At 76.1% G+C, this 20,889-nt stretch carries 19 protein-coding genes; 4 read left to right on the top strand and 15 right to left on the bottom strand.

Translation table 11 applies throughout. From position 1 onward, the window contains the following. Window positions 1-25: 25 nt before the first annotated feature. Complete coding sequence (locus ACFPBZ_RS26365) at window positions 26-1,204, top strand: YbfB/YjiJ family MFS transporter (RefSeq protein WP_378039086.1); 1,179 nt, start codon at window positions 26-28, stop codon at window positions 1,202-1,204. Here ACFPBZ_RS26365 and ACFPBZ_RS26360 read toward each other — a convergent pair. From ACFPBZ_RS26360 to ACFPBZ_RS26345, 4 genes are read right to left on the bottom strand one after another with little or no spacing between them, the layout of a single operon-like run. Continuing rightward, complete coding sequence (locus ACFPBZ_RS26360) at window positions 1,173-1,799, bottom strand: SDR family oxidoreductase (protein ID WP_378039085.1); 627 nt, start codon at window positions 1,797-1,799, stop codon at window positions 1,173-1,175. The genes ACFPBZ_RS26365 and ACFPBZ_RS26360 overlap by 32 nt on opposite strands. Before the next feature lie 8 nt (window positions 1,800-1,807). Next, window positions 1,808-2,374 (bottom strand): SMC-Scp complex subunit ScpB, encoded by a 567-nt coding sequence (gene scpB / locus ACFPBZ_RS26355; RefSeq protein ID WP_378039084.1) that lies wholly within the window; start codon window positions 2,372-2,374, stop codon window positions 1,808-1,810. Then, entirely contained in the window at window positions 2,371-3,168 is a 798-nt protein-coding gene (locus tag ACFPBZ_RS26350) for a segregation and condensation protein A (protein ID WP_378039083.1), read from the bottom strand. The genes scpB and ACFPBZ_RS26350 overlap by 4 nt, the downstream gene beginning before the upstream one ends. After that, entirely contained in the window at window positions 3,165-4,043 is an 879-nt protein-coding gene (locus ACFPBZ_RS26345) for a ParA family protein (RefSeq protein WP_378039098.1), read from the bottom strand. Before ACFPBZ_RS26345 ends, ACFPBZ_RS26350 begins: the two co-directional genes overlap by 4 nt. 190 nt (window positions 4,044-4,233) lie before the next feature. Here ACFPBZ_RS26345 and ACFPBZ_RS26340 point away from each other — a divergent pair, with 190 nt between their 5' ends. The 3 genes from ACFPBZ_RS26340 (at window position 4,234) to ACFPBZ_RS26330 (ending at window position 7,910) form a co-directional block, all read left to right on the top strand. Next, a complete protein-coding gene (locus ACFPBZ_RS26340) occupies window positions 4,234-5,001 on the top strand; it encodes an IclR family transcriptional regulator (RefSeq protein ID WP_378039082.1) in 768 nt (255 codons plus the stop codon). Between the two features lie 105 nt (window positions 5,002-5,106). Further along, window positions 5,107-6,330 carry an MFS transporter gene (locus tag ACFPBZ_RS26335; protein WP_378039081.1) on the top strand — a complete coding sequence of 408 codons (1,224 nt, stop codon included), beginning with the start codon at window positions 5,107-5,109 and terminating at the stop codon, window positions 6,328-6,330. Then, on the top strand, window positions 6,327-7,910 hold the full coding sequence (locus ACFPBZ_RS26330; protein ID WP_378039097.1) for a thiamine pyrophosphate-dependent enzyme: 1,584 nt from the start codon (window positions 6,327-6,329) through the stop codon (window positions 7,908-7,910). The genes ACFPBZ_RS26335 and ACFPBZ_RS26330 overlap by 4 nt, the downstream gene beginning before the upstream one ends. A 4-nt stretch (window positions 7,911-7,914) precedes the next feature. Here ACFPBZ_RS26330 and xerD read toward each other — a convergent pair whose 3' ends face one another. The 11 genes from xerD to ACFPBZ_RS26275 form a co-directional block, all read right to left on the bottom strand. After that, window positions 7,915-8,835 (bottom strand): site-specific tyrosine recombinase XerD, encoded by a 921-nt coding sequence (gene xerD, locus ACFPBZ_RS26325; RefSeq protein WP_378039080.1) that lies wholly within the window; start codon window positions 8,833-8,835, stop codon window positions 7,915-7,917. A gap of 60 nt (window positions 8,836-8,895) precedes the next feature. After that, entirely contained in the window at window positions 8,896-9,540 is a 645-nt protein-coding gene (locus ACFPBZ_RS26320) for an NUDIX domain-containing protein (protein ID WP_378039096.1), read from the bottom strand. 98 nt (window positions 9,541-9,638) lie between these two features. Continuing rightward, window positions 9,639-11,474 carry a CTP synthase gene (locus ACFPBZ_RS26315; protein ID WP_378039079.1) on the bottom strand — a complete coding sequence of 612 codons (1,836 nt, stop codon included), beginning with the start codon at window positions 11,472-11,474 and terminating at the stop codon, window positions 9,639-9,641. A gap of 109 nt (window positions 11,475-11,583) precedes the next feature. After that, window positions 11,584-12,516, bottom strand: coding sequence for a copper transporter (locus tag ACFPBZ_RS26310; RefSeq protein ID WP_378039078.1), 933 nt, complete (start codon window positions 12,514-12,516; stop codon window positions 11,584-11,586). Further along, window positions 12,513-13,724, bottom strand: a complete 1,212-nt coding sequence (steA, locus tag ACFPBZ_RS26305) for a putative cytokinetic ring protein SteA (protein WP_378039077.1) — start codon at window positions 13,722-13,724, stop codon at window positions 12,513-12,515. The genes ACFPBZ_RS26310 and steA overlap by 4 nt, the downstream gene beginning before the upstream one ends. 113 nt (window positions 13,725-13,837) lie before the next feature. Continuing rightward, window positions 13,838-15,694: a DNA repair protein RecN gene (gene recN / locus ACFPBZ_RS26300; RefSeq protein WP_378039076.1), complete on the bottom strand. Its 1,857-nt coding sequence runs from the start codon at window positions 15,692-15,694 to the stop codon at window positions 13,838-13,840. A 104-nt stretch (window positions 15,695-15,798) separates the two neighbouring features. Beyond that, window positions 15,799-16,728: an NAD kinase gene (locus tag ACFPBZ_RS26295; protein ID WP_378039075.1), complete on the bottom strand. Its 930-nt coding sequence runs from the start codon at window positions 16,726-16,728 to the stop codon at window positions 15,799-15,801. Next, entirely contained in the window at window positions 16,725-17,552 is an 828-nt protein-coding gene (locus ACFPBZ_RS26290; protein ID WP_378039074.1) for a TlyA family RNA methyltransferase, read from the bottom strand. Before ACFPBZ_RS26290 ends, ACFPBZ_RS26295 begins: the two co-directional genes overlap by 4 nt. Window positions 17,553-17,557: 5 nt before the next feature. Then, window positions 17,558-17,770, bottom strand: a complete 213-nt coding sequence (locus ACFPBZ_RS26285; RefSeq protein ID WP_378039073.1) for a hypothetical protein — start codon at window positions 17,768-17,770, stop codon at window positions 17,558-17,560. A 15-nt stretch (window positions 17,771-17,785) separates the two neighbouring features. Beyond that, window positions 17,786-18,799 (bottom strand): HAD-IIA family hydrolase, encoded by a 1,014-nt coding sequence (locus tag ACFPBZ_RS26280; protein WP_378039072.1) that lies wholly within the window; start codon window positions 18,797-18,799, stop codon window positions 17,786-17,788. Then, window positions 18,796-19,776: a hypothetical protein gene (locus ACFPBZ_RS26275; protein WP_378039071.1), complete on the bottom strand. Its 981-nt coding sequence runs from the start codon at window positions 19,774-19,776 to the stop codon at window positions 18,796-18,798. Before ACFPBZ_RS26275 ends, ACFPBZ_RS26280 begins: the two co-directional genes overlap by 4 nt. Between the last annotated feature and the right edge of the window lie 1,113 nt (window positions 19,777-20,889).

The following is a 20,889-nucleotide window of genomic DNA, read 5'->3' as shown; positions in this document are numbered from 1 at the left end:
CGTGCCGGGACTAGGCTCTCCGGTCGTGTCGACGTCGACCCTGGGGACCCGGCCGCGCCTGCGGCTCTCGGTCGCCGCCGGGGCGGCCGCCCTCGCCGCGGCGATGGGCGTCGGGCGCTTCGTGTTCACCCCGATCATCCCCGTGATGGGCGCCGAGGTGGGCCTCTCCACCTCCGCGGCGGGGCTCCTGGCCTCGGTGAACTACGTCGGCTACCTCGTCGGCTGCCTGCTCGCGGCGGCCCCGGTGGTGCGCCGCCACCGGGGTGCCGTCCTGACGACGGGCCTGGTCCTGACGGTCCTGACCCTCGCCGCCATGCCGGTGACCACGTCGTCCGCGGTGTGGTCGACGGCCCGGCTGGTCTCCGGCGTCGCGAGCGCCTTCGCGTTCGTCACCGCGGCCGACCTGGTCCTCACCCTGCTGCGCCGCCACGGCCGCGACGACCTCGCCGGGTGGGTCTTCGGCGGGGTCGGCGCCGGGATCGCCCTCTCGGGCGCCGTCACCCCGCTCGCCGCGGCGATCGGGGGCTGGACGGCCACCTGGTACCTCGCCGCGGTCCTCGCGCTCGCCCTGGCGATCCCCGCGCTGCGGCTGGCGCGACTGCCCGTCGATCCCGACGACGAGGGCGACGGCGCCGGTCCGCCGCCCCGGGTCCTGCTCCTGGTGGCGCTCGGCGTCGCCTACTTCCTCGAGGGCGCGGGCTACATCATCACCGGCACGTTCCTGGTCGACGTCGCCACCGACATCGGGCCCGCGTGGGTGGCGGCGGGCTGCTGGACGGTCGCGGGGCTGGCCGGGGTGCCGTCGTGCGTGGTGTGGGCGCGGGTGGCCGCCCGCCGCGGGCGCGGCCCGACGCTGGTCGCCGCCCTCGCGGTGCAGGCCGTCGGGCTGGCGCTGCCCGCGCTCGTCGCCTCCCCCGTCGCGGTCGTCGTGTCCGCCGTCGTCTTCGGGGGCACGTTCGTCGCGATCGTCATGCTGACCCTGCCGCTGGCCCGGACGCTCGCGGGCCGCGGCGCCGGGCCGGTCGTCGCGGTGTTCTCCGCCCTCTACGGCGTGGGCCAGGTGGTGGGGCCGGTGGCCGTGACGCTCGTGGGGGGCGACGACGCCCGGCCCGCCCTCGCCCTCGGCGGCGCGCTCGTGGTCGCGGCGGCGCTCGTCGCGCTCCCGCCGGCCCTCAGCAGCCGTGCCGGATCTCGGGACCGGTGAGCTCGCGGGTGTGCAGGCGCCAGTAGAGCTCGGCGATGTCGTCGGGGTCGTACGCGGTGCCGGGCGCCACCGGCCCGCCGACCGTCACCGAGGCGGTGTGCACCGCCGGGCGCCAGGAGTTCAACAGCTCGACGAGGCCCCGCACCCCGACCTTGCCGAGCGACAGGCTCGTCAGGCCCGGGTCGGGCGTGGGCATGCCGCTGGTGATCACGAACGTGCCGCTCTCCATCCGCGGGAGCAGCTCCCCCGCGGTGGTCACCGCCCCCACCACGTTGACCGCGTAGGTGTCGAGCATCGTCGCGGCGTCGAGCTCGCCCGGCTCGTCGGTCCGGATGACCGCCGCGTTGTAGACGACGACGTCCGGGGTGCCGTGGGTCCCGACGAAGGCCCGCAGCGCCTCGCGCAGCGCGGGGTCGTCGGTGGCGTCGGCCGTCGTCGTCCAGCTCGTGGCGTCGGGGCCCAGGGCCTCGACGGCCGTCGCCAGGGTCCGCTCCGTGCGGGCGATCATCCCGACGACGAATCCCTCGCGCGCGAAGCGCCGCGCCACGGCGGTCCCGATCCCCGGACCGACCCCGACGATGATCACTCCGGGCACCGGGACTCCTAGATCTCGTCGATGTCGTCGACCTCGGGCAGCAGCGGCGCGATCGGCGGCAGGTCCTCCAGCGACGCCAGGCCGAGCCGCTCGAGGAACAGCTCGGTGGTCCGGTAGAGCGTGCCGCCGGTCGTGGGGTCGGTACCCGCCTCGACGATCAGTCCACGCGCGGTCAGGGTGCGCATCACGCCGTCGACGTTGACCCCGCGCACGCCCGACACCCGGGCGCGGGTGACCGGCTGGCGGTAGGCGACCACGGCGAGGGTCTCCAGGGCGGCGCGGGTCAGTCGCGCGCGCTGCCCGTCGAGGACGAAGCGCTCCACGTACGGCGCGAACCGGGCCCGGGAGACGAAGCGCCAGCCCTCCTCGGTGCGCCGGAGCTCGAACCCGTGCGGGGCGTAGGAGGCGGCGAGCCCCTCCAGGGCCGCGACCACCCGGGTCAGCGGCTCCTCGAGCACCTCCGCGAGCTGGATCGCCGGCACCGGGGCGTCGACCACCATGAGCACCGCCTCGAGGGCGGCGCCGAGCTCGGCGTCGTCGGCGAGCCCGGGGAGGTCCTCGTCGGGACGGCTCACGCCGGCGCCTCGGGGTCGAGGGCCGCGGTCCCGCGGTCGTCGGACCCCGGCGCCCACCGCACCGCGAGCTCGGAGAATGCCTCCTCCTGGTCCAGCGCCACCTGCCGCGAGCGGTACAGCTCGAGCACGCCCAGGAACCGCCCGACCACCTCGCCGCCGTGCTCGCAGTCGACGCACAGCTCGGCGAAAGTCAGCCGCCCCGCCTCCTGGAGCCGCCCGGCCATGATCTCCACCTGCTCGGGCACCGAGACGCTGGGCGCGTGGAGGTGGTCGAGGCCCACCGTCGGCGGCGGCGAGGGCCGGAACACCGCGGCCGCGACCTCGGCGAACCCGGCCGCGTCGACGCCGAGGTCGACCGGGGGCAGCAGCGACGCGAGCTCCGCCGACAGCGACACCGCCCGCGGGTAGCGCAGCCGCGCCGCCGCCTCGAGCTCGCGGAACAGGGCCGCGACCTGCTGGTAGGCGCGGTACTGCAGCAGCCGGGCGAACAGCACGTCGCGGGCCTCGAGCAGCGCGAGGTCCTCCTCGTCCTCCACCTCGGCGCTGGGCAGCAGCCGCGCGGCCTTGAGGTCGAGCAGGGTGGCCGCGACGACGAGGAACCCGGTGGTCTCCTCCAGGTCGGCCGACCCGCCGAGGGCGGCGGTGTAGGCGATGAAGTCGTCGGTGACGCGGTGCAGCGCCACCTCGGTGACGTCGAGCTCGTGGCGGCCGATGAGGGCCAGCAGCAGGTCGAACGGCCCGGTGAAGTTGTGCAGGGTGACCTGGAAGCCCTGGCGTTCCTCCGTGACCGTCACCGGCTGATGACCTCGCGCGCCAGCGCCCGGTAGGCCTCCGCCCCCTGCGACCTCGACGCCCACGTGGTGATCGGCTCGCCGGCCACCGTGGTCTCGGGGAACCGCACCGTCCGGTTGATCACGGTGTCGAACACGAGGTCGCCGAACGCCTCCACCACGCGGGACATGACCTCGCGGGTGTGCAGGGTGCGCGGGTCGTACATCGTGGCCAGGATGCCGGTGATCGCCAGGTCGGGGTTCAGCCGGTCCTGCACCTTCTCGATCGTGTCCATCAGCAGCGCCACCCCGCGCAGCGAGAAGTACTCGCACTCCAGCGGGATGAGCACCCTGTGGGCGCAGGCGAGGGCGTTGACCGTGAGCAGGCCGAGCGAGGGCTGGCAGTCGACGAGCACGTAGTCGTAGTCGGCGAGCGCGGGGCGCAGGACCCGGCCCAGCGTCTGCTCCCGACCCACCTCGCTGACCAGCTGCACCTCGGCCGCCGAGAGGTCGATGTTCGAGGGCAGCAGGTCGAGGCCCTCGACGCGGGTCCGCCGCACGACGTCGTCGAGGGTGGTCCGGCGCTCCATGATCAGGTTGTAGATCGTCGTGTCGAGCTCGTGGGGCTGCACGCCGAGGCCCACCGACAGGGCGCCCTGCGGGTCGAAGTCGACCAGCAGCACCCGCCGGCCGTACTCGGCGAGCGCCGCGCCCAGGTTGATCGTCGAGGTCGTCTTCCCGACCCCGCCCTTCTGGTTGCACATCGCGAGGACGGTGGCCGGGCCGTGCGAGGACAGGGCCGGGGGCTCGGGGGTCTGGCGCCGGGGCCGCGACGCCGGGTCGGGCGCGTCGGACGTCCCGGCCGGCGCGGAGGCGTCGGGAGGGAGGGGGGACCCCATGCGGAGGGACTCGGCGTCGAACAACGGTGCCGACATGACCTGAGCCTCCCCCTCCCGGACGACGTGGTGGGCCGGACACGCCGGGGTGAGGCGGCGTCCCGATCGTCGGACCAGGCTAGGAGGACGGTCCGACCGGAGCCATCATGACTCGCCGGGGTGTGGCGGGATCGATTCCGGGGCACGCGGGGCCATGGCCACCGGGGCGGACGCCCAGCCCCCCAAGTCCGTCCTCGGCCGCGCCCTGGGCGTACTGGGCGCGTTCTCCGACTCCTCCCCCGAGCTCGCCCTCGCCGACATCGTCGCCGTGACCGGGCTGCCGCCCGCCACCGCGCACCGCATCGTCGCCGAGCTGGTGGCCTGGGGCGCCCTGGAACGGGTGGGCCGCGGGCGCTACCGCGTCGGCATGCGGCTCTGGCGCGTCGGCGCGCTCGCCCCGATCGCGCGGACGCTGCGGGAGGCGGCCCTGCCCCCGATGCAGGACCTCGCCGCGGTCACCGGCCACGTGGTGCACCTCGTGGTGCGCGACGGGTTCCGGGCGCTGTTCGTCGAACGGCTCGCGGGCCAGGAGGACTCCACGGTCCGGTCGCGGGTGGGCCGGGACATGCCGATGCACGCGAGCGGCCCGGGCAAGGTGCTGCTCGCCCACTCCCCGCCGCAGCTGGTGGAGGACATCGTCGCGCGCGGGCTCCCCCGCCTCGCCCCGGGCACCATCACCGACGCCGCCACCCTGCGCTCGGCCCTCGACGACATCCGCCGCACCGGGTACTGCCTCTCCTACCAGGAGATGACCGAGGGCGTCTCCACGGTGGCCGCCCCGATCACCGACGGCGAGGGCCGGGTGGTGGCCGCGCTGGCCGTCGTCGTGCCGGCCAGCCTGTCCCTGCAGCCCTTCGTCCCCGCCGTGCAGCTCGCGGCCGCGGCGGCGTCCCGCCGGCTCGGGCGACAGCCGGCCGAGTAGGCGCTCTTCCACTGGATGGGAGCCACGGTGCAGCGGCGCCGCGGACGCTCCCATACTCGCGCCGCAGGGCGTGACGCCGGTCTCACGCCCCGACGGAGGTGTGGCATGGCGGAGCGAGGCAGCTCGGGCTGGGTGCGGTGGCTGGCGTGGTCCGCCGTCGCCCTCGAGGGCTACGACCTGGTCGTCCTGGGCGTCGTCATCCCGGTCCTGCTCGACGATCCCGACTTCGCCCTGTCGGCCGCGTCCGCGACCACGGTGACGACGGTCGGCCTGCTGGGCGTCATGGTCGGCGCGCTGTCGGTGGGGCCGGTGGCCGACGTCGTGGGACGCCGCCGCACGGTCGTCGCCTGCGTCGTCGCGTTCTCAATGCTCGGCGCGGCCTGCGCGCTCGCCCCGAACGCCACGGTGCTCGGCGGGCTGCGCTTCCTCGCCGGCGTCCCGCTCGGCGGCGTGCTGCCGGTCGCGCTCGCGATGGTCGCCGAGCACGCCCCGCTGCGCCGCGGCAACCGGGCCACGACGATCCTCATGACCGGCTACCACGCGGGCGCCGTCGCCGCGGCGCTGATCGGCGCCCTGCTGGTGCGCAGCGTCGGCTGGGAGATCATGTTCGTCCTCGGTGCCCTGCCCGCGGTCGTCCTGGTGCCGGCGATGCTCGCCAAGCTGCCCGTGGACGCGGCCCCGACCGGTCGCACGGCCGCCCGCCGCAACCCGCTGCGCGAGCTGTTCCGCGACGGGTTCGCGGTGCCCACCATCGCCTTCTGGGTCGCCTCGTTCATGGGCCTGCTGCTGGTCTACGGGCTGAACACGTGGCTGCCGGTGATCATGAAGGCGGCCGGCTACGAGCTCACGCAGGCCCTCTTCCAGCTCCTCGCGCTCAACGTCGGGGCGGTGATCGGGCTGCTGATCGGCGGCGCGGTCGCCGACCGCATCGGGGTGCGGCCCGCGACGATCACGTGGTTCGCCGTCGCCGCCGTGTTCCTCGCCCTGCTCTCGATCCCGCTGCCCGGCGCCACGGTCTACGTCGCGATCCTGCTGGCCGGGATCTTCGTGTTCTCCTCGCAGGTGCTGGTCTACGCCTGGGTCGGCCGCATCTACCCGGCGGCGGCGCGCGGCACGGCCCTCGGGTCGGCCAGCGGGGTCGGGCGCCTCGGCGCGATCACCGGGCCGGCCTTCACCGGCGCCCTCGTCGCCGGGGGGATCGCCTACCCCTGGGGCTTCTACTTCTTCGCCCTCGTGGCCGCCCTCGGCGCGGTCGCGGTGGTCTTCATCCGCCGGACCGAGCCCGCTCCCGACCTGGCCGCCGTCACCCGAGACCGGGCGCTGTCCTGAGCACCGTCCGCGAGGCCACCTTCGACGTCCTGCGCCGGCGCGGCCTCGACCGCCTCTTCGCCAACCCCGGGTCGACCGAGATCACGCTGCTCACCGACCTGCCCGACGACCTCGACTTCGTCCTCGCCCTGCACGAGGGCTCCGTCGTCGGGCTCGCCACCGGCTACGCCACGGCCACCGACCGCCCGGCCCTCGTCGTGCTGCACACCACCGCGGGCCTCGGCAACGCCGTCGGCGCCCTCGCGACCGCCCGGGTCAACCGGACCCCGCTGGTCGTCGTCGTGGGCCAGCAGGACCGGCGCCACCTCGCGGCGCGACCCTTCCTCGCGGGCGACCTCGACGGCCTCGCCGGCAGCTACCCCGTCTTCACGACGATGCCCGCGCGGCCCCAGGACGTCCCCGGCGCCGTCGACCGCGCCTTCCACGAGGCGGTCACCGCCCGCGGCCCCGCCGTGGTCGTGGTGCCCAGCGACGACTGGTATGCCGAGGCCGACCCCCGCCCGCTGCCGAGCCCGGTGCTCGTCCACCGCGGGCGCCGTCCCGACGAGGCCTCGGTGCGGGACCTCGCGGCGCTCGTCACCGCGGCCCGCTCCCCCGCGCTCGTCGTGGGGGCCGACGCCGACAGCGAGCCCGCGTGGGCGGCGCTCGTCGGGCTGGCCGGGCAGCTGGGCGCGCCGGTGTGGCAGGAGGCGTTCTCCGCGCGGGCGGGCTTCCCCCAGGACCACCCGCTCTTCGCCGGGCACCTCCCGCCCGACCGCGCGGCCCTGCGCGGTGTCCTGGGCGGCCACGACCTCGTCCTCGTCGTCGGCGCCCCCGTCTTCCGGCAGTACCAGTACGTCCCGGGCGACCTCGTGGAGCCCGGCACGACGATCGCCCTGGTCACCGACGACCCCGAGGACGTCCACCACAGCCGCGTCGACCTCGCGGTGCTGGCCGACCCCGCGGCGACCGTGGCGGCGCTCGCGTCCCTCCTGCCGGGTGTCAGCGATGGCACGTCGCGGACGTCCAGCGTCAGTCAGGCGCCACCGTCGACCGACCCCGACGGCCCCCTCGACGCCCCCACCGTCTTCACCGAGCTCGCCGCCCGCGTCCCCGCCGACACGGTCGTCGTCGAGGAGACGCCCTCGTCGCGGCCCGACCTCAACCGGATCGTCCCGGCCCGCGCCCCCCTCGGCTACCTCTCGGCCGCGCAGGGCGGGCTCGGCTTCGGCGTGCCCGCCGCGATCGGCGTGAAGATGGGTGCCCCGACCCGGCCGGTCGTGGCGGTCGTCGGGGACGGCTCGACGCTCTACGGCGTGCAGGCACTGTGGTCGGCGGCCCACTACGGCGTCGGCGTGCTCGTGCTGGTCATGGAGAACGGCCGCTACGCGATCATGGACGGGCTGGCGGCCGCGGCGGGCGGCAAGCCCCCGTGGCCCGCGTTCACCGAGGTCGACGTGGCCGGGCTCGCCGGCTCGCTCGGCTGCGAGGCCCGCCGGGTCGCCACGGGCGGCGACCTCACCGCCGTGCTCGACGAGGTGGTGCCCACCCTCGCGGACCGGACGACGCCGCTCGTCGTGGTGTGCGCCCTGCGGTCCTGAGCGGCTAGGCCGACCGGGCCCGCGGGTGCGAGGTCGCGTAGACCTCGCGCAGCCGGTCGACCGTGACCATCGTGTAGATCTGCGTGGTGGTCACCGAGGCGTGGCCGAGCAGCTCCTGCACCACGCGCAGGTCGGCACCGCCGTCGAGCAGGTGCGTGGCGAACGAGTGCCGCAGGGTGTGCGGCGAGATCTCGGCGGTGATGCCCGCGAACTCGGCGGTCTCGCGCAGCACGTTCCACGCCGACTGCCGCGACAGCCGCGCCCCGCGGGCGTTGAGGAACAGCGCGGGCGTCCCGCGGCCCTTCAGCGCGAACCCGGGCCGCGACCGCACCCGGTAGGCCTCCAGCGCCGCGAGGGCCGGGCGCCCGATCGGGACGAGCCGCTGCTTGCCGCCCTTCCCGGTGACCACCACGGTGCGCTGCTCGGTGTCCACGTCGTCGACGTCGAGCCCGACCACCTCGCTGATCCGGGCACCCGTGGAGTACAGGAGCTCGAGCAGGGCGCGGTCGCGGACCCCGCGGGGGTCGTCGGCCGACGGGGCCTCGAGCAGCCGGGTCACGGTGTCGACGTCGAGCGCCTTGGGCAGCCGCTTGGGCGGGGCGGGCGGGTGGACGTCGGCGGCGACGTCGCGGTCGACCACCTGCTCGGCCAGCGCGAAGCGGTGCAGCCCCCTGACGGCGACGACGGCCCTGCTCGCCGAGGAGGTCGCGAGCGGCGGGTGCCCCTCGCCGCCCGTGCGCAGGGCGACGAGGAAGTTCCCGACGTCGGCCTCGGTCACCTCGGCGAGGTCGGGCCGGCCGACGTCGACGAGGTGCTCGACGTAGCGGTCGAGGTCGCGGCGGTAGTTGGTCAGGGTGTGCACCGACATGCCGCGCTCGACGTCGAGGTGGTCGAGGTACGTCTGCACCACGTCCGCCGGCTCCATCCGGCGAGCCTACGGACGACGACGCCGCGCGCCGTGGTGCCGCGCGGTGCTGTGGGGCGGTCAGCCCTTCCGGGCGGCGTACTCCGTGGGCCGGTCCGCCCACGGCGCGTCGACCGGGCGCGGGGTGAACCGGCCGGCCACGACCTCGGCGGCCGCGAACACCCCGGCGATGCAGGGCCCGTTGACGATGTCGCCCGACATGGCCCCGGTGACGAGGTCGGCGAGGGGCACCCGGCGGATCACCAGGTCGGCCTCCTCGTCGTCGCCGCTCTCCGGGCGGTCGACCTCGCGCAGCCGGCGGGCGAGGAACACCCGCACCGACTCGTCGGCGAACCCGGGACAGCCGACGACGTCGACGAGGGTCGACCAGTCGTCGGCCTCGACCCCGACCTCCTCGACGAGCTCGCGCTTCGCGGCCTCCACCGGGGCCTCGTCGGAGCCCCCGTCGAGCAGGCCGGCCGGCATCTCCCAGATGCGCCGCCCGATCGCGGGCCGGTACTGGTAGATCATGACGAGGCGGTCGTCCTCGTCGAGCGCGGCGATCGCCACCGCGCCGTAGTGCTCGACCTTCTCTCGCGTCGCGACCCGCCCGCCAGGCATGCGGACCTGGTCGCCACGCAGCGCGAAGATCGCGCCGTCGTAGAGGATCTCGGAGTCGACGACCTCGAACGAGTGCGGCGGGTGCCCGCCGTGCGGGTCGCGCAGCGAGTCGGGGGTCTCCGGGACCCGCGGGCCCCCGGAGACGCCGGGCGGGGTGAGCGGCGTGTCCTCGTCGGGGGTCACGCCGCCGGGGATCGGGTCGCTCACCGGGTCGCCGTCTCGGGGACGCGCGCGCCGTCGGTGCCCGAGGGCTCCGCGGACGGGTCGGTGCCCACCGCGTCCCCGCCCCCGGTGGCGGGGTCCTCGGGACCCGGCCCGGCCTCGTCGTCGTCCTCGTCGCGGGAGAACAGGCGCGACGAGGCGTCGTGGCGCAGGGCCGCGGCGACGAACGCCGAGAACAGCGGGTGCGCCCGGGTGGGCCGCGACTTCAGCTCGGGGTGGGCCTGGGTCCCGACGAAGAACGGGTGGACCGAGCGGGGCAGCTCGACGAACTCGACGAGCGTGCCCTCGGGCGAGGTCCCGGAGAACACGAGGCCCGCGGCGGCCAGCTGCTCGCGGTAGGCGTTGTTGACCTCGTAGCGGTGGCGGTGGCGCTCGGAGACCCGGCCGGTCCCGTAGGCGGCGCGGGTGACCGTGTCGGCGGCGAGGACCGCGGGGTAGGCGCCGAGGCGCATCGTCCCGCCCATGTCGCGCTCGCCCGAGACGACGTCGGTCTGGTCGGCCATCGTCGAGATCACCGGGTTGGGTGTGTCGGGGTCGAACTCCGCGGAGTTCGCGTCCTCGATCCCCGCGAGCGCCCGGGCGGCGTGGATGACCATGCACTGCAGGCCGAGGCACAGCCCGAGGGTGGGGATCCGGTGGCGGCGGGCGTGGTCGAGCGCGCCGACCTTGCCCTCGATGCCCCGGATCCCGAAGCCACCGGGCACGAGGATGCCGTGGACGCCGGCGAGGGCCTTCTCGGCGCCCGAGGGGGTCGAGCACTCGTCGCTCTGCACCCAGCGGATCGCCACCTTCGCGCGGTGGGCGAACCCGCCCGCCCGCACGGCCTCGGTGACCGAGAGGTAGGCGTCGGGGAGGTCGACGTACTTCCCGACGATCGCGATGATCACCGTCTCGGTGGGCTGGTGGACGCGGTCGAGCAGGTCGCCCCAGACCGTCCAGTCGACGTCGCGGAACGGCAGCCCGAGGCGGCGCACCACGTAGGCGTCGAGGCCCTCGGAGTGCAGCACCTTGGGGATGTCGTAGATCGACGGCGCGTCGGGGCAGGCGACCACGCCGTCGTCGTCGACGTCGCACATCAGCGAGATCTTGCGGGTCATCTCCTCGGGGATGGCCCGGTCGGCGCGCAGGACGAGGCCGTCGGGCTGGATGCCGATGTTGCGCAGCGCCGCGACCGAGTGCTGGGTCGGCTTCGTCTTGAGCTCCCCGCTCGGCGCGAGGAACGGCACGAGGCTGACGTGCAGGAAGAAGCAGTTGTCGCGCCCGATCTCGTGGCGCAGCTGGCGCGCGGCCTCGAGGAAGGGCAGCGACTCGATGTCGCCGACCGTGCCGCCGATCTCGGTGATGACGACGTCGGGGCTGCTGTTCTGGGTCGAGCTCCGCTCCGCTGCGTCTCCCGGCCCGCCCCCCGGGTCCCGCATCGCGAGCACCCGCGACTTGATCTCGTCGGTGATGTGCGGGATGACCTGCACGGTGTCGCCGAGGTACTCGCCGCGGCGCTCCTTCGCGATCACCTCGGAGTACACGCCGCCGGTGGTGACGTTCGCGCGGCCGGTGAGGTCGCGGTCGAGGAAGCGCTCGTAGTGCCCGATGTCGAGGTCGGTCTCGGCGCCGTCCTCGGTCACGAAGACCTCGCCGTGCTGGAACGGGTTCATCGTCCCGGGGTCGACGTTGAGGTACGGGTCGAGCTTCTGCATCGTCACCCGCAGCCCGCGGCTGGTCAGCAGCTGGCCGAGGCTCGAGGCGGTCAGGCCCTTGCCGAGCGAGGAGGCGACACCGCCCGTGACGAACACGTGCTTGGTGGTACGTGAGTGCTGCATCGTCACATCCCCCCGGTCTCGGGGAGGGCGATCCGGGGAGGGACGTTCAGGCACCGGTCCACGGGCGCTCACCGTAACACCGCCGCCCGGGTGATCCCGCCCGGCCTCGTCAGGAGGGCGCCACGCCCGACGCGGCCGGGACCGGGCCGGGCAGCGGCCGGGTGCCGGGCGCGGCCCCGTAGGCCCCCGCCCGCCCTCCGGCCTGCTCGGCGGCGGCGAGCATGGTCGCGAGCCGGCCGGCGGCCGTCCCCGCCCCGTCGACCGTCGAGAGCTGGCGGGCCGTGGCGTCGCTCCGGGCGGCGGCGACCGCGCCGCCCGCGTCGGGGCCCGCGAGCACGGTGCCCGCTCCCCCGGCGTCCACGGCGGCGGCGAGGAGCCCGAGCGTGGTCGAGCGGGCGGCGGCGTCGGGCCCGGCGGGGGTGCCGCCGACCACGAGGGCGAGCTGGGCCGGCGCGGGCGCGGCGCCCGGGGCGAGGAACCCGCCGTCGGCGAGGGCGGTGAAGGCCGTGCCGGTCTCGGCGGGGGTGCTCGACGGGCCCCGCCCGGTGGTGACGAGGGCGCCCAGCAGCGAGCCGGTGAGGGCCCCGGCGTCGGTGGTGGACGGCAGCTGGACCCCGGCGGGCAGCACCCGCGTGACGAGCGCGCGCAGCGCGTCGGCCCGGTCGGGGGCGAGCGCGGCGTCGGTGAGGGTCAGGGTGCCGGTGACGCGGCCGCCGGCCTTCCCGACGAGGCCCGTGAGGCCCTCGAGGTCGGCGGGGTCGAGCCCGGGCGCCGCGAGCAGCACCACGGTCCGGTTCTGCAGGGCCCCGGCGACGACGGCCGGGGCCACCCCGCCGAGGACGCGGTCGCCCTGGTCCTGCTGCGCCCGCGCGGTGTCGCGCTCGGCGGTCAGGGTGCCGACCTGACCGGAGAGGTCGTCGCGGTCGGAGGCGAGCGCCCCGAGCATCGTCTGGGACAGCGACGACGCCCCGAGCACCACCCCGAGCGCGAGGGCGAGCACCACGGCGCACAGGGACACGACGTGGTAGCGGAAGCTGATCATCCGACGACGCTCCGGAAGACGGCCGTGGCCCATTGCGCCACGGCCCGTCCCCCCGTCTCGAGCAGGAGCACCAGGGAGGGACCCGCGCCGAGGGCCAGGGCCGCGACGACCGCGGTGGCCAGCACGGCGAGGACGAGCATGACGAGGGTCAGGATCGACACGCGGCTGTGGTGCAGGGCGAGCACCGCGGGGGCGTCGACGAGCGTCGGGCCGAGCCGCAGCCTCGTCAGGAAGGTCGACGGGATCGAGCCGGAGCGGCCGCGGTCGAGGAAGCCGCCGAGGCTGGCGTCGAACCCGACCGCCACCACCAGCGCCGCGCCGTGGGCGTGGGCGAGCAGCAGCGCCATGTCCTCGGGGTTGGCCGAGGACGGGAACGCGACGGGGTCGACCCCGAGGTCCTGCAGGCGGGGCAGGCCGGTGACGAAGCCGTCGGGGTCGGCCGGCACGACGACGTCGCGGGCCTTCCGCGCGACGACCGGGTCGAGCTCGGCCACGGTGCCCAGCACGATCGCCGGGCTGTGGCCCGCGTCGCGCAGCGCGTCGGCGCCCTCGCCGACCCCGATGAGGACCGGGGAGTACTCGCGGATGAAGCCCTTGAGCGCGCGGACCTCCTCGGCGGTGCCGGGGCTGCCGGCGACCACCACGACCTTCTTCTCGCGCATCGGCGTCGCGACCGCGGGGACCCCGACCCCGTCGACGAGCAGCGAGCGCTCGCGGGCGAGGAACTCCGAGGTGTTCGCCGAGAACGCCTCGAGCTGCGCGGCCATCCCGCCGCGCGCCTCCTCGAGCAGGTCGGCGACGGTGTCGCGGTCCTGGGCGAACCCGCGGACCACCTCCCGCTCCCCGACGTGGACCGCGCCGTCGTGCAGCCGCACGGAGGTGCCGTCGGCGAGGTCGCTGAAGATCGCGGCGCCGCAGTCGTCGACGAGGGTCACCCCGGCGTGCACGAGCAGCTCGGGCCCGAGGTTCGGGTAGCGCCCTGAGATCGAGGGTGCGGCGTTGACGACACCCACCACGCCGGCCTCGAGCAGCGCCGTCGCGGTGGCCCGGTCGAGGTCGACCTGGTCGATGACGGCGACGTCACCCGGTCCCAGCCGGCGCAGGTACGCCGCGTCGGCACCACCGGCACCGCGGCGCCCGATCCGGGCGGTCCCGCTCACGCCGGGGGGCGCCTCACGGGTCCGCGTCGCACGTCCAGGCCATCGCATGCAGGCGATGCTGACGGTCCATCACGCCCGGGACACGGCGCCACGCCGAGGCACCCCACCGGTCTCACCCGGCTCGGGCGCCTCACTCGTCACATCGGACGCAGGCGTGGGGGTCATCCGGCCCGACGTCTGGGCCGGGTGCGCGACCCGGCCTTATCGGCCCCCTGGGTGATCGGCGTGGGTGCGGGCGCGGCCCGCTTGTCCTCGGCGGCGGCCGCGAGCAGCTCCTCGGCGTGCGCCCGGCCGGTCTCGGTCTCCTCGGTGCCGGCGAGCATCCGGGCGAGCTCGACCACCCGCTGCGAGTCGTCGAGGGTGCGGACCGAGCTGCGGGTCACGCCCTCGCTCTGGCTGCCCTTGTCGACCACCAGCTGCCGGTCCGCGTAGGCCGCCACCTGCGCCAGGTGCGTCACGACGACCACCTGGTGGGTCTCGGCGAGCCGCGCGAGCCGCCGACCGATCTCGACCGCGGCCCGCCCGCCGACCCCGGCGTCGACCTCGTCGAACACCAGCGTCGGCACCGTGTCGGCCCCGGCCAGGACCACCTCGACGGCCAGCATGACCCGGGAGAGCTCCCCGCCGGAGGCACCCTTGGCGATCGGCAGCGGCGGCGCCCCGGCGTGCGGGGCGAGCAGGAGCTCCACCTCGTCGACGCCGTCGGGACCGGCCACCACCCGGCGGCCGTCGACCTCCAGCCCGTCGGCGGCGTCCTTCTGCCCGACCACCACCTGCACCGCGGCCGCCGCCATCGCGAGCCCGTCGAGCTCGGTGGTGACGGCCTCGGCCAGCCGGGCCGCGGCCTCGACACGGATCGCGGTGAGCGTCGACGCCCGGGCGGCCAGCTCGGCCCCGAGCCGGTCGGCCTCGGCGGCGAGCGCCGCGATGGCCTCGTCGGAGACGTCGAGCGACTCGAGCCGCTCGCGCGCCGTGTCGGCCCAGGCGAGCACGCCCGCGACGTCGGCGGCGTACTTGCGGGTCAGGCCCTTGAGCGCGGCCTGGCGCTCGAGGACCCGGGCGAGCCGTTCGGGGTCGGCCTCGAGCCCGTCGAGGTAGGCCGAGAGCTCCGCCGCCACGTCGGTGAGCAGCGTCGACACCTCGGCCAGCCGGGGCTCGAGCGCCGTGAGCCGCGGGTCGTCCGTGGCGATCGCCCGCCGCGCCGCGGCCACGAGGGCCGTGGCGTCGGGCTCGTCGCCGGTGCCGTCGGGCGGGCCCGCGACGGCGGCGAGCGCGGTGAGCGCGGAGGACCGCAGGTCGTCGACGTCGGCGAGCCGGCGGGCCTCGGCGACGAGGTCGCCGTCCTCCCCCGGCCGCGGGTCGAGCGCCTCGATCTCGGTGAGCCCGTGGCGGAGCAGGTCGGCCTCGCGGGCCAGCTCGCGGGTGCGCTCGCGCCGCTCGGTGAGCTCCGCGACCGCCGCCCGCCATCGCGTGCGCGTCTCCCGGTACCGCGCGAGCGCCTCCACGGCGGGGGCGCCGGCGAACCGGTCGAGCACCGCCCGCTGCTCGGCGGGCCGGAGCAGGCGCAGCGCCTCGTGCTGCCCGTGGACGGCCAGCGAGGCGTCCGCGACGTCGGAGAGCACCGCCAGCGGCACCGACCGGCCGCCGAGGTGCGCCCGGGACCGGCCGTCGGCCGACACCGTGCGCGCCGCGATGAGCGAGCCGTCGTCGTCGAGGGCCGCCCCCGCCTCCCGGGCGACGGCGGCCGCGTCCCGCGGACCGGCGTCGTCCGGCTCCTCCTCGGTGTCGGGGGCCGGGGCGCACCCGGCCAGCTCGTAGCGACCCTCCACCACCGCGCGCGACGCCCCACGTCGCACGCGGGAGGAGTCCGCGCGACCGCCACCCAGGAGGTGCAGCCCGGTGATCACCATGGTTTTGCCGGCCCCGGTCTCGCCGGTCACCGCGGTGAGCCCCGGATGCAGCTCCAGGGTCGCGTCCTCGATCACGCCGAGGCCCTGGATTCTCAGCTCGGAGAGCACGCCGATCACTGTAACGACGAGGGCCGACACTCACGGCCGAACACGCCGATCCGACTCGAACACATGGTCGAACGGTCGGTCGCCGGAGACGGGCGGGAGCCCTCTCAGTCGCGCCCGCGCTTGCCGCGCCAGCCCTGCACCGGCAGCTCGAACTTGCGCACCAGCCGGTCGGTGAACGGCTGCACCCGCAGCCGCGCCAGCAGGACGGGGTTCTGCCCGCGCACGATCTCCACCCGCGACCCGGGCGGCAGGTCGACCGTCCGCCGGCCGTCGGCCACGAGCACCCCGGCGTCGCCGCGCTGCGAGACCTCGAGCGCCACCCGCGAGTCGGGCGAGACCACCAGGGGCCGCGCGAACAGGGCGTGGGCGTTGGAGGGGACCAGCAGCATGGCCTGCACCTCCGGCCACACCACGGGTCCGCCCGCCGAGTAGGCGTAGGCGGTCGACCCGGTGGGCGTCGCGCAGAGCACGCCGTCGCAGGCGAACTCCGAGACCGGCCGGTGGTCGACCTCCAGCACGACCTCGAGCAGCTTCGCCCAATTTGTCTTCTCGACGATCGCCTCGTTCAGCGCCCAGGTCCGGCCCAGCTCCCGGCCCTCGGTGGTCACGACGACGTCGACCGTCATCCGCTCCTCGACGCGGTAGGTGCGGTGCACCACGGCGTCGAGGACCTCGTCGAGGTCGTCGAGGTCGGCCTCGGCGAGGAACCCGACGCGCCCCAGGTTGATGCCCAGCAGCGGCACCCGCGCCTGGCGGGCGAGCTCGGCGGCCCGCAGCAGGGTGCCGTCGCCGCCGAGGACGATGACCACCTCGGCGCCGTTGGCCGCGTCGTCGGCGGGGTCGATCCGTCGCGGCCGCTGCTCGGGCTCGAGGTCGTCGAAGAGCCCGGCGTCGGTGGAGTACTCGTCGGGCATCACCCGCAGCTTGAAGCCCGCCTGGTACAGCGACGACGCGACGGTCGACGCCACCTGCCGGGTGGCGTCGCGGCCGGTGTGCACCACGATCAGCGCGTCGCGCACTCGTTCTCCCGTCACTGGGGTCCGTCCTCGACCGCGCGCCGGACGCGCGCCTCGTCGTCCGGACCCTCGGTACCCGCTGTCCGCGTCAACCAGAGGAAGTACTCGACGTTCCCCGACGGACCGGGCAGGGGGCTGGCCGTCGCCCCGGCCAGGGTGAGGCCGCGTTCCCGGGCCGCGGCGACCACGCCGAGGACCGCGGAGACCCGCAGCTCGGGGTCGCGGACGACGCCGCCGGCGCCGAGGCGGTCCTTCCCGACCTCGAACTGCGGCTTCACCATCGGCAGCAGGTCCCCCTCGGGGGCCGTGCACGCGGTGAGCGCGTCGAGGACGAGGCGCAGCGAGATGAAGGACAGGTCCGCGACGACGAGGTCGACCGGCCCGCCGATCTGCTCGGGGGTCAGGGAGCGGACGTTGGTCCGGTCGTGCACCGTCACCCGGTCGTCGGTCCGCAGGCCCCACACGAGCTGGCCGTAGCCGACGTCGGCCGCCACCACCTCACGGGCGCCGCGGCGCAGCAGGACGTCGGTGAACCCGCCGGTGGAGGCCCCCGCGTCGAGGCAGCGCCGCCCCGCCGGGTCGACCTCCGGGAACGCCTCGAGGGCCCCGAGCAGCTTGTGGGCGCCCCGGCTGGCCCAGTCGTCGACCGTGCCGTCGGGCTCGGGGGTCACGACGACCGCCGCGGCGGTCTCCACGCCGGTCGCGGCCTTCGTCGCGACCGATCCCCCGACGGTCACCCGGCCGTCGGCGATGAGCGCGGCGGCCTGCTCCCGGGAGCGGGCGAGGCCGCGGCGGACCAGTTCGGCGTCCAGGCGCAGGCGGCGGCTCGACGTGCGGGCCACCGCGGTCACCCTCGGACGGGGTCGACGGAGCTCGGCCGCGCCCCGTCGCCCACGTCGGCGAGCGCGGCGGCCAGCGCGTCGTGCAGGGCCTCGAAGCGGTCGGCGTGGACCATCGGGTCGGGGCTCCCGGACGACGGGGCGTCGAGAGCGCGCACGTCCTCCGCGGCGGCGCGCAGCGCCACGAGCGAGGGGTGCCCGGGGGCGGCGCCGTGATCCACGCCCTCCACGCTAGCTCACGACGGGGTCGGGCCCCGGTCGGCGACGAGCCCGAGCGACTCCAGGGCCCGTGCCGCCGCGTCACCGTCGGCGCGCACCGTGGGTCCGCCGTCGCGTCCGGTCGCCCACCAGGCGGCGCAGAGGACCCGCAGGGCGGCCACGTCGTCGCCGTCCCCGGTGAGCACGAGCGCCTCCCCGTCGACCTCGGCGGTCCACGGGTCGTCCCGGCCCACCCGGGCGGACTCGAGGTCGTCGAGGGAGGCCAGGTCGTCGGCCAGGTAGGTGGGGCGCTGGTCGGGCACGGCCGCGAGGACGTCGGCGGCCGTGGACACCCCGGTCAGGACGAGCAGCGTCTCGGCCTGCACGGCGTGCCCGCCCGCGATGTCGGTGTCGAGCCGGTCGCCGATCACCAGCGGGTGCGAGGCCCCGACCCGCTCCATCGCCTGGCGCAGGAGCGGGGCCGCAGGCTTGCCCGCGACCTGCGGCTCCCGGCCGCTGGCGTGACGCAGCGCGGCCACCATCGACCCGTTGCCGGGTAGGAAGCCGCGTTCCGACGGCAGGGTGGGGTCGACGTTGCAGGCCACCCACACGACCCCGCGGTTGAGCGCGAGGCCCGCCTCGGCGAGCTGGCGCCACCCGGTGTCGGGCGAGTGGCCCTGCACCACCGCCACCGGCTCGTCGTCCTCGGCGCGGACGGGGGTCAGGCCGACGCCGGTGATCTCGTCGGCCAGCGCGTCGGTCCCCAGCACGAGGACCTTCGCGCCCGGGTCGAGCTGACCCGCCAGGACCGCGGCGCCCGCCTGGGCGCTGGTCACGACGTCGTCCTCGGTGACCGTCAGACCCAGCTCGGCGAGGTGGTCGGACACCGCGCCCGGGGCCCGGGAGGCGTTGTTGGTGACGTAGGAGACCGTCCGGCCCCGCTCGCGGGCGACCTCGAGGGCCTCGACGGCCCCGGGGATCGCCCGCGGGCCGGCGTAGACGGTGCCGTCGAGGTCGACCAGGAGGGCGTCGTGCGTCGGGCCGTCGGTCACCGGTCGCCCGCGGGGACGGCGTCCCCGGTCTCGCCCGTGGCGCCCCGGGGGGTTTCGTCGGGGGCGAGGGCCTCGTCGTCGGAGGCGGGCTCGGCGACGACGGCCTCGTCGGTCTCGTCGACCGCGGTGTCCGGATCGGCCTCGTCCGCGACCTCGGTGTCCGGATCGGCCTCGTCCGCGACCAGGTCGCCGCCGACCGCGACGGCCTCGTCGTCGGCCACCACCTCGTCGGCCTCGTCCTCGTCCGTGACGTCCTGGTGCTGGTCAGGGCCAACGTCCGGCGTCGTCCCGGTGGGCGCCGCCTCGTCCTCGGCGACGTCGAGCTCCAGGTCACCGGGCGGGGTGTCGATGCCCGCCGCGACCAGGGCCGCACGCTCCTCGGCGTCGGTGACGCCCTCGGCGTCGGTCTGCGCGGCGTCGAGGAAGGCCCGCACCGCGTCGTCCCGACGACCGGCGGCCACCAGCGCCTCGCCGTAGGCGTAGAAGAGTCGGCAGGTCCACGGGTCGTCGGCCCGGCGCACGTCGAGCTCGGGGACCTGCAGCCCGACGACGGCCGCCGACGCCTCGCCGAGGTCGCGCCGCGCTCCCGACGTGACGATGAGCAGTTCCATCGCCTCGTCGCGGGGCAGGTCCGACGACTCGGGGCTCCGCGCGATCTCCAGCGCCCGCTCCGGTCGGCCCAGGGCCCGCTCGGCGTCGGCCATCACCGGGACGTGGGCGGCTCCGCCCATGCGGCGGCTGGCCCGCAGTTCCGAGAGCGCCTCGGCCCAGTCCCCGGCGTGGTAGGCCGCGAGCCCGCAGGCCTCGCGCACCACGGCGATGCGGGACGCCCGGTGCCGGGCGAACCGCGCGTGGGCCAGAGCGGCCTCGGGGTCGTCGTCGAGGAGCTCCCCGGCGGCGACGAGGTGCCGCGCCACGGAGTCGGCGAGGTCCTTCGGGAGCCCGCGGAGGTCGCGTCGGACCTCGAAGTCGAGCATGTCCGGCGTCACCTCGTCCGGCAGCGACGGCTCCGCCGGCTTCGGGAGGAGCTGGGTGTGCCGGGTGATGGGACGGTCCTCGGCGGAGCGACGGTCGCGCCCCTGGCCCCCGCGCTCGTGCTCGGGGCGGGGACGTCGCTCGTCGGAGCCGCGCCGGTCGTCGGACCGGCCTACGGGCCGACCGGCCGAGGCGTCCGGTCGACCGCCCTGACCACCGGACCGTCCCGTCGGGGCCCCACGGCGGGGACCGCCGTCCCCGGTGTTCTGCCGGCGGTCGTCGCGGTCGTTGCGCCCGGCGCGCTTCGGGTTCCGGGGAGCTCCGCGTCGGTCGTCCGGGCGCCGGTCCTCGCGGGCAGCACCGGACGTGGCCTGGACCGCGGACCCGCCGGTGCGCGGCCGGTCGTCGCGCGGCCGGTCGTCACGGGGTCGGTCGGAACGGGGGCGGTCGCTGCACGCGCCGTCGGTGCGGGGACCGTCGGAGCGCGGGCCGCCCGCACGGGGAGCGTCGGACCGGGGGCGGTCGCCCCGGGGGGAGTCGCTCCGGGAGCGGTCGCCGCGCTGGTCGGGGCGCCGGTCGTCGCCACCGCGGGCGTCGTCCCGCCACGGGCGGCTCTGTGAGCCACCGGTACCGCGCGCCGAGGTCCGCGAACGGTCGCCACCGCGGTTCGACGAGTCGGGCCGGCCGCCGCGGTCGTCGCGCCCGGTGCGGGGACCGTCGGCGGGCCGACCGCGGTCGTCGCGGCGTGGCGCACGATCGCGGTCGTCGGCGCGCGGGGCACGGTTGGCGCGGTCGTTCCGTCCGCCGCGGGGCTCGGGACGGCCTCCGGAGCGTCGATCGCCGGAATCGCCGCCCGTGGTCCTCGGGCGGCTGTCGCGCGCTGTATCGGGCCGGCGTCGGTCCCCTGATGCGGAGGACGACGACCGGTCCGCCCGGCCGTCCTGCGGATCCACGGTCACCGAAATCCTCCTGACACGACGAAACGGGACAGGACGCGAATGGTCCTGTCCCGTGTGGTCGCGATGCGCGCTCTCGAGATATGTCAATCCTGCACATCTCGGTGGGGGTGGTTGGGTGTTCCGGCGGTGTCCTACTCTCCCACGACCTGTCGGTCG

Source organism: Actinomycetospora atypica (assembly GCF_042653685.1).
GTDB lineage: Bacteria > Actinomycetota > Actinomycetes > Mycobacteriales > Pseudonocardiaceae > Actinomycetospora > Actinomycetospora atypica.
The sequence above is the reverse complement of the archived record's forward strand: the minus strand, read 5'-3'. Positions and strand labels throughout refer to the sequence as shown.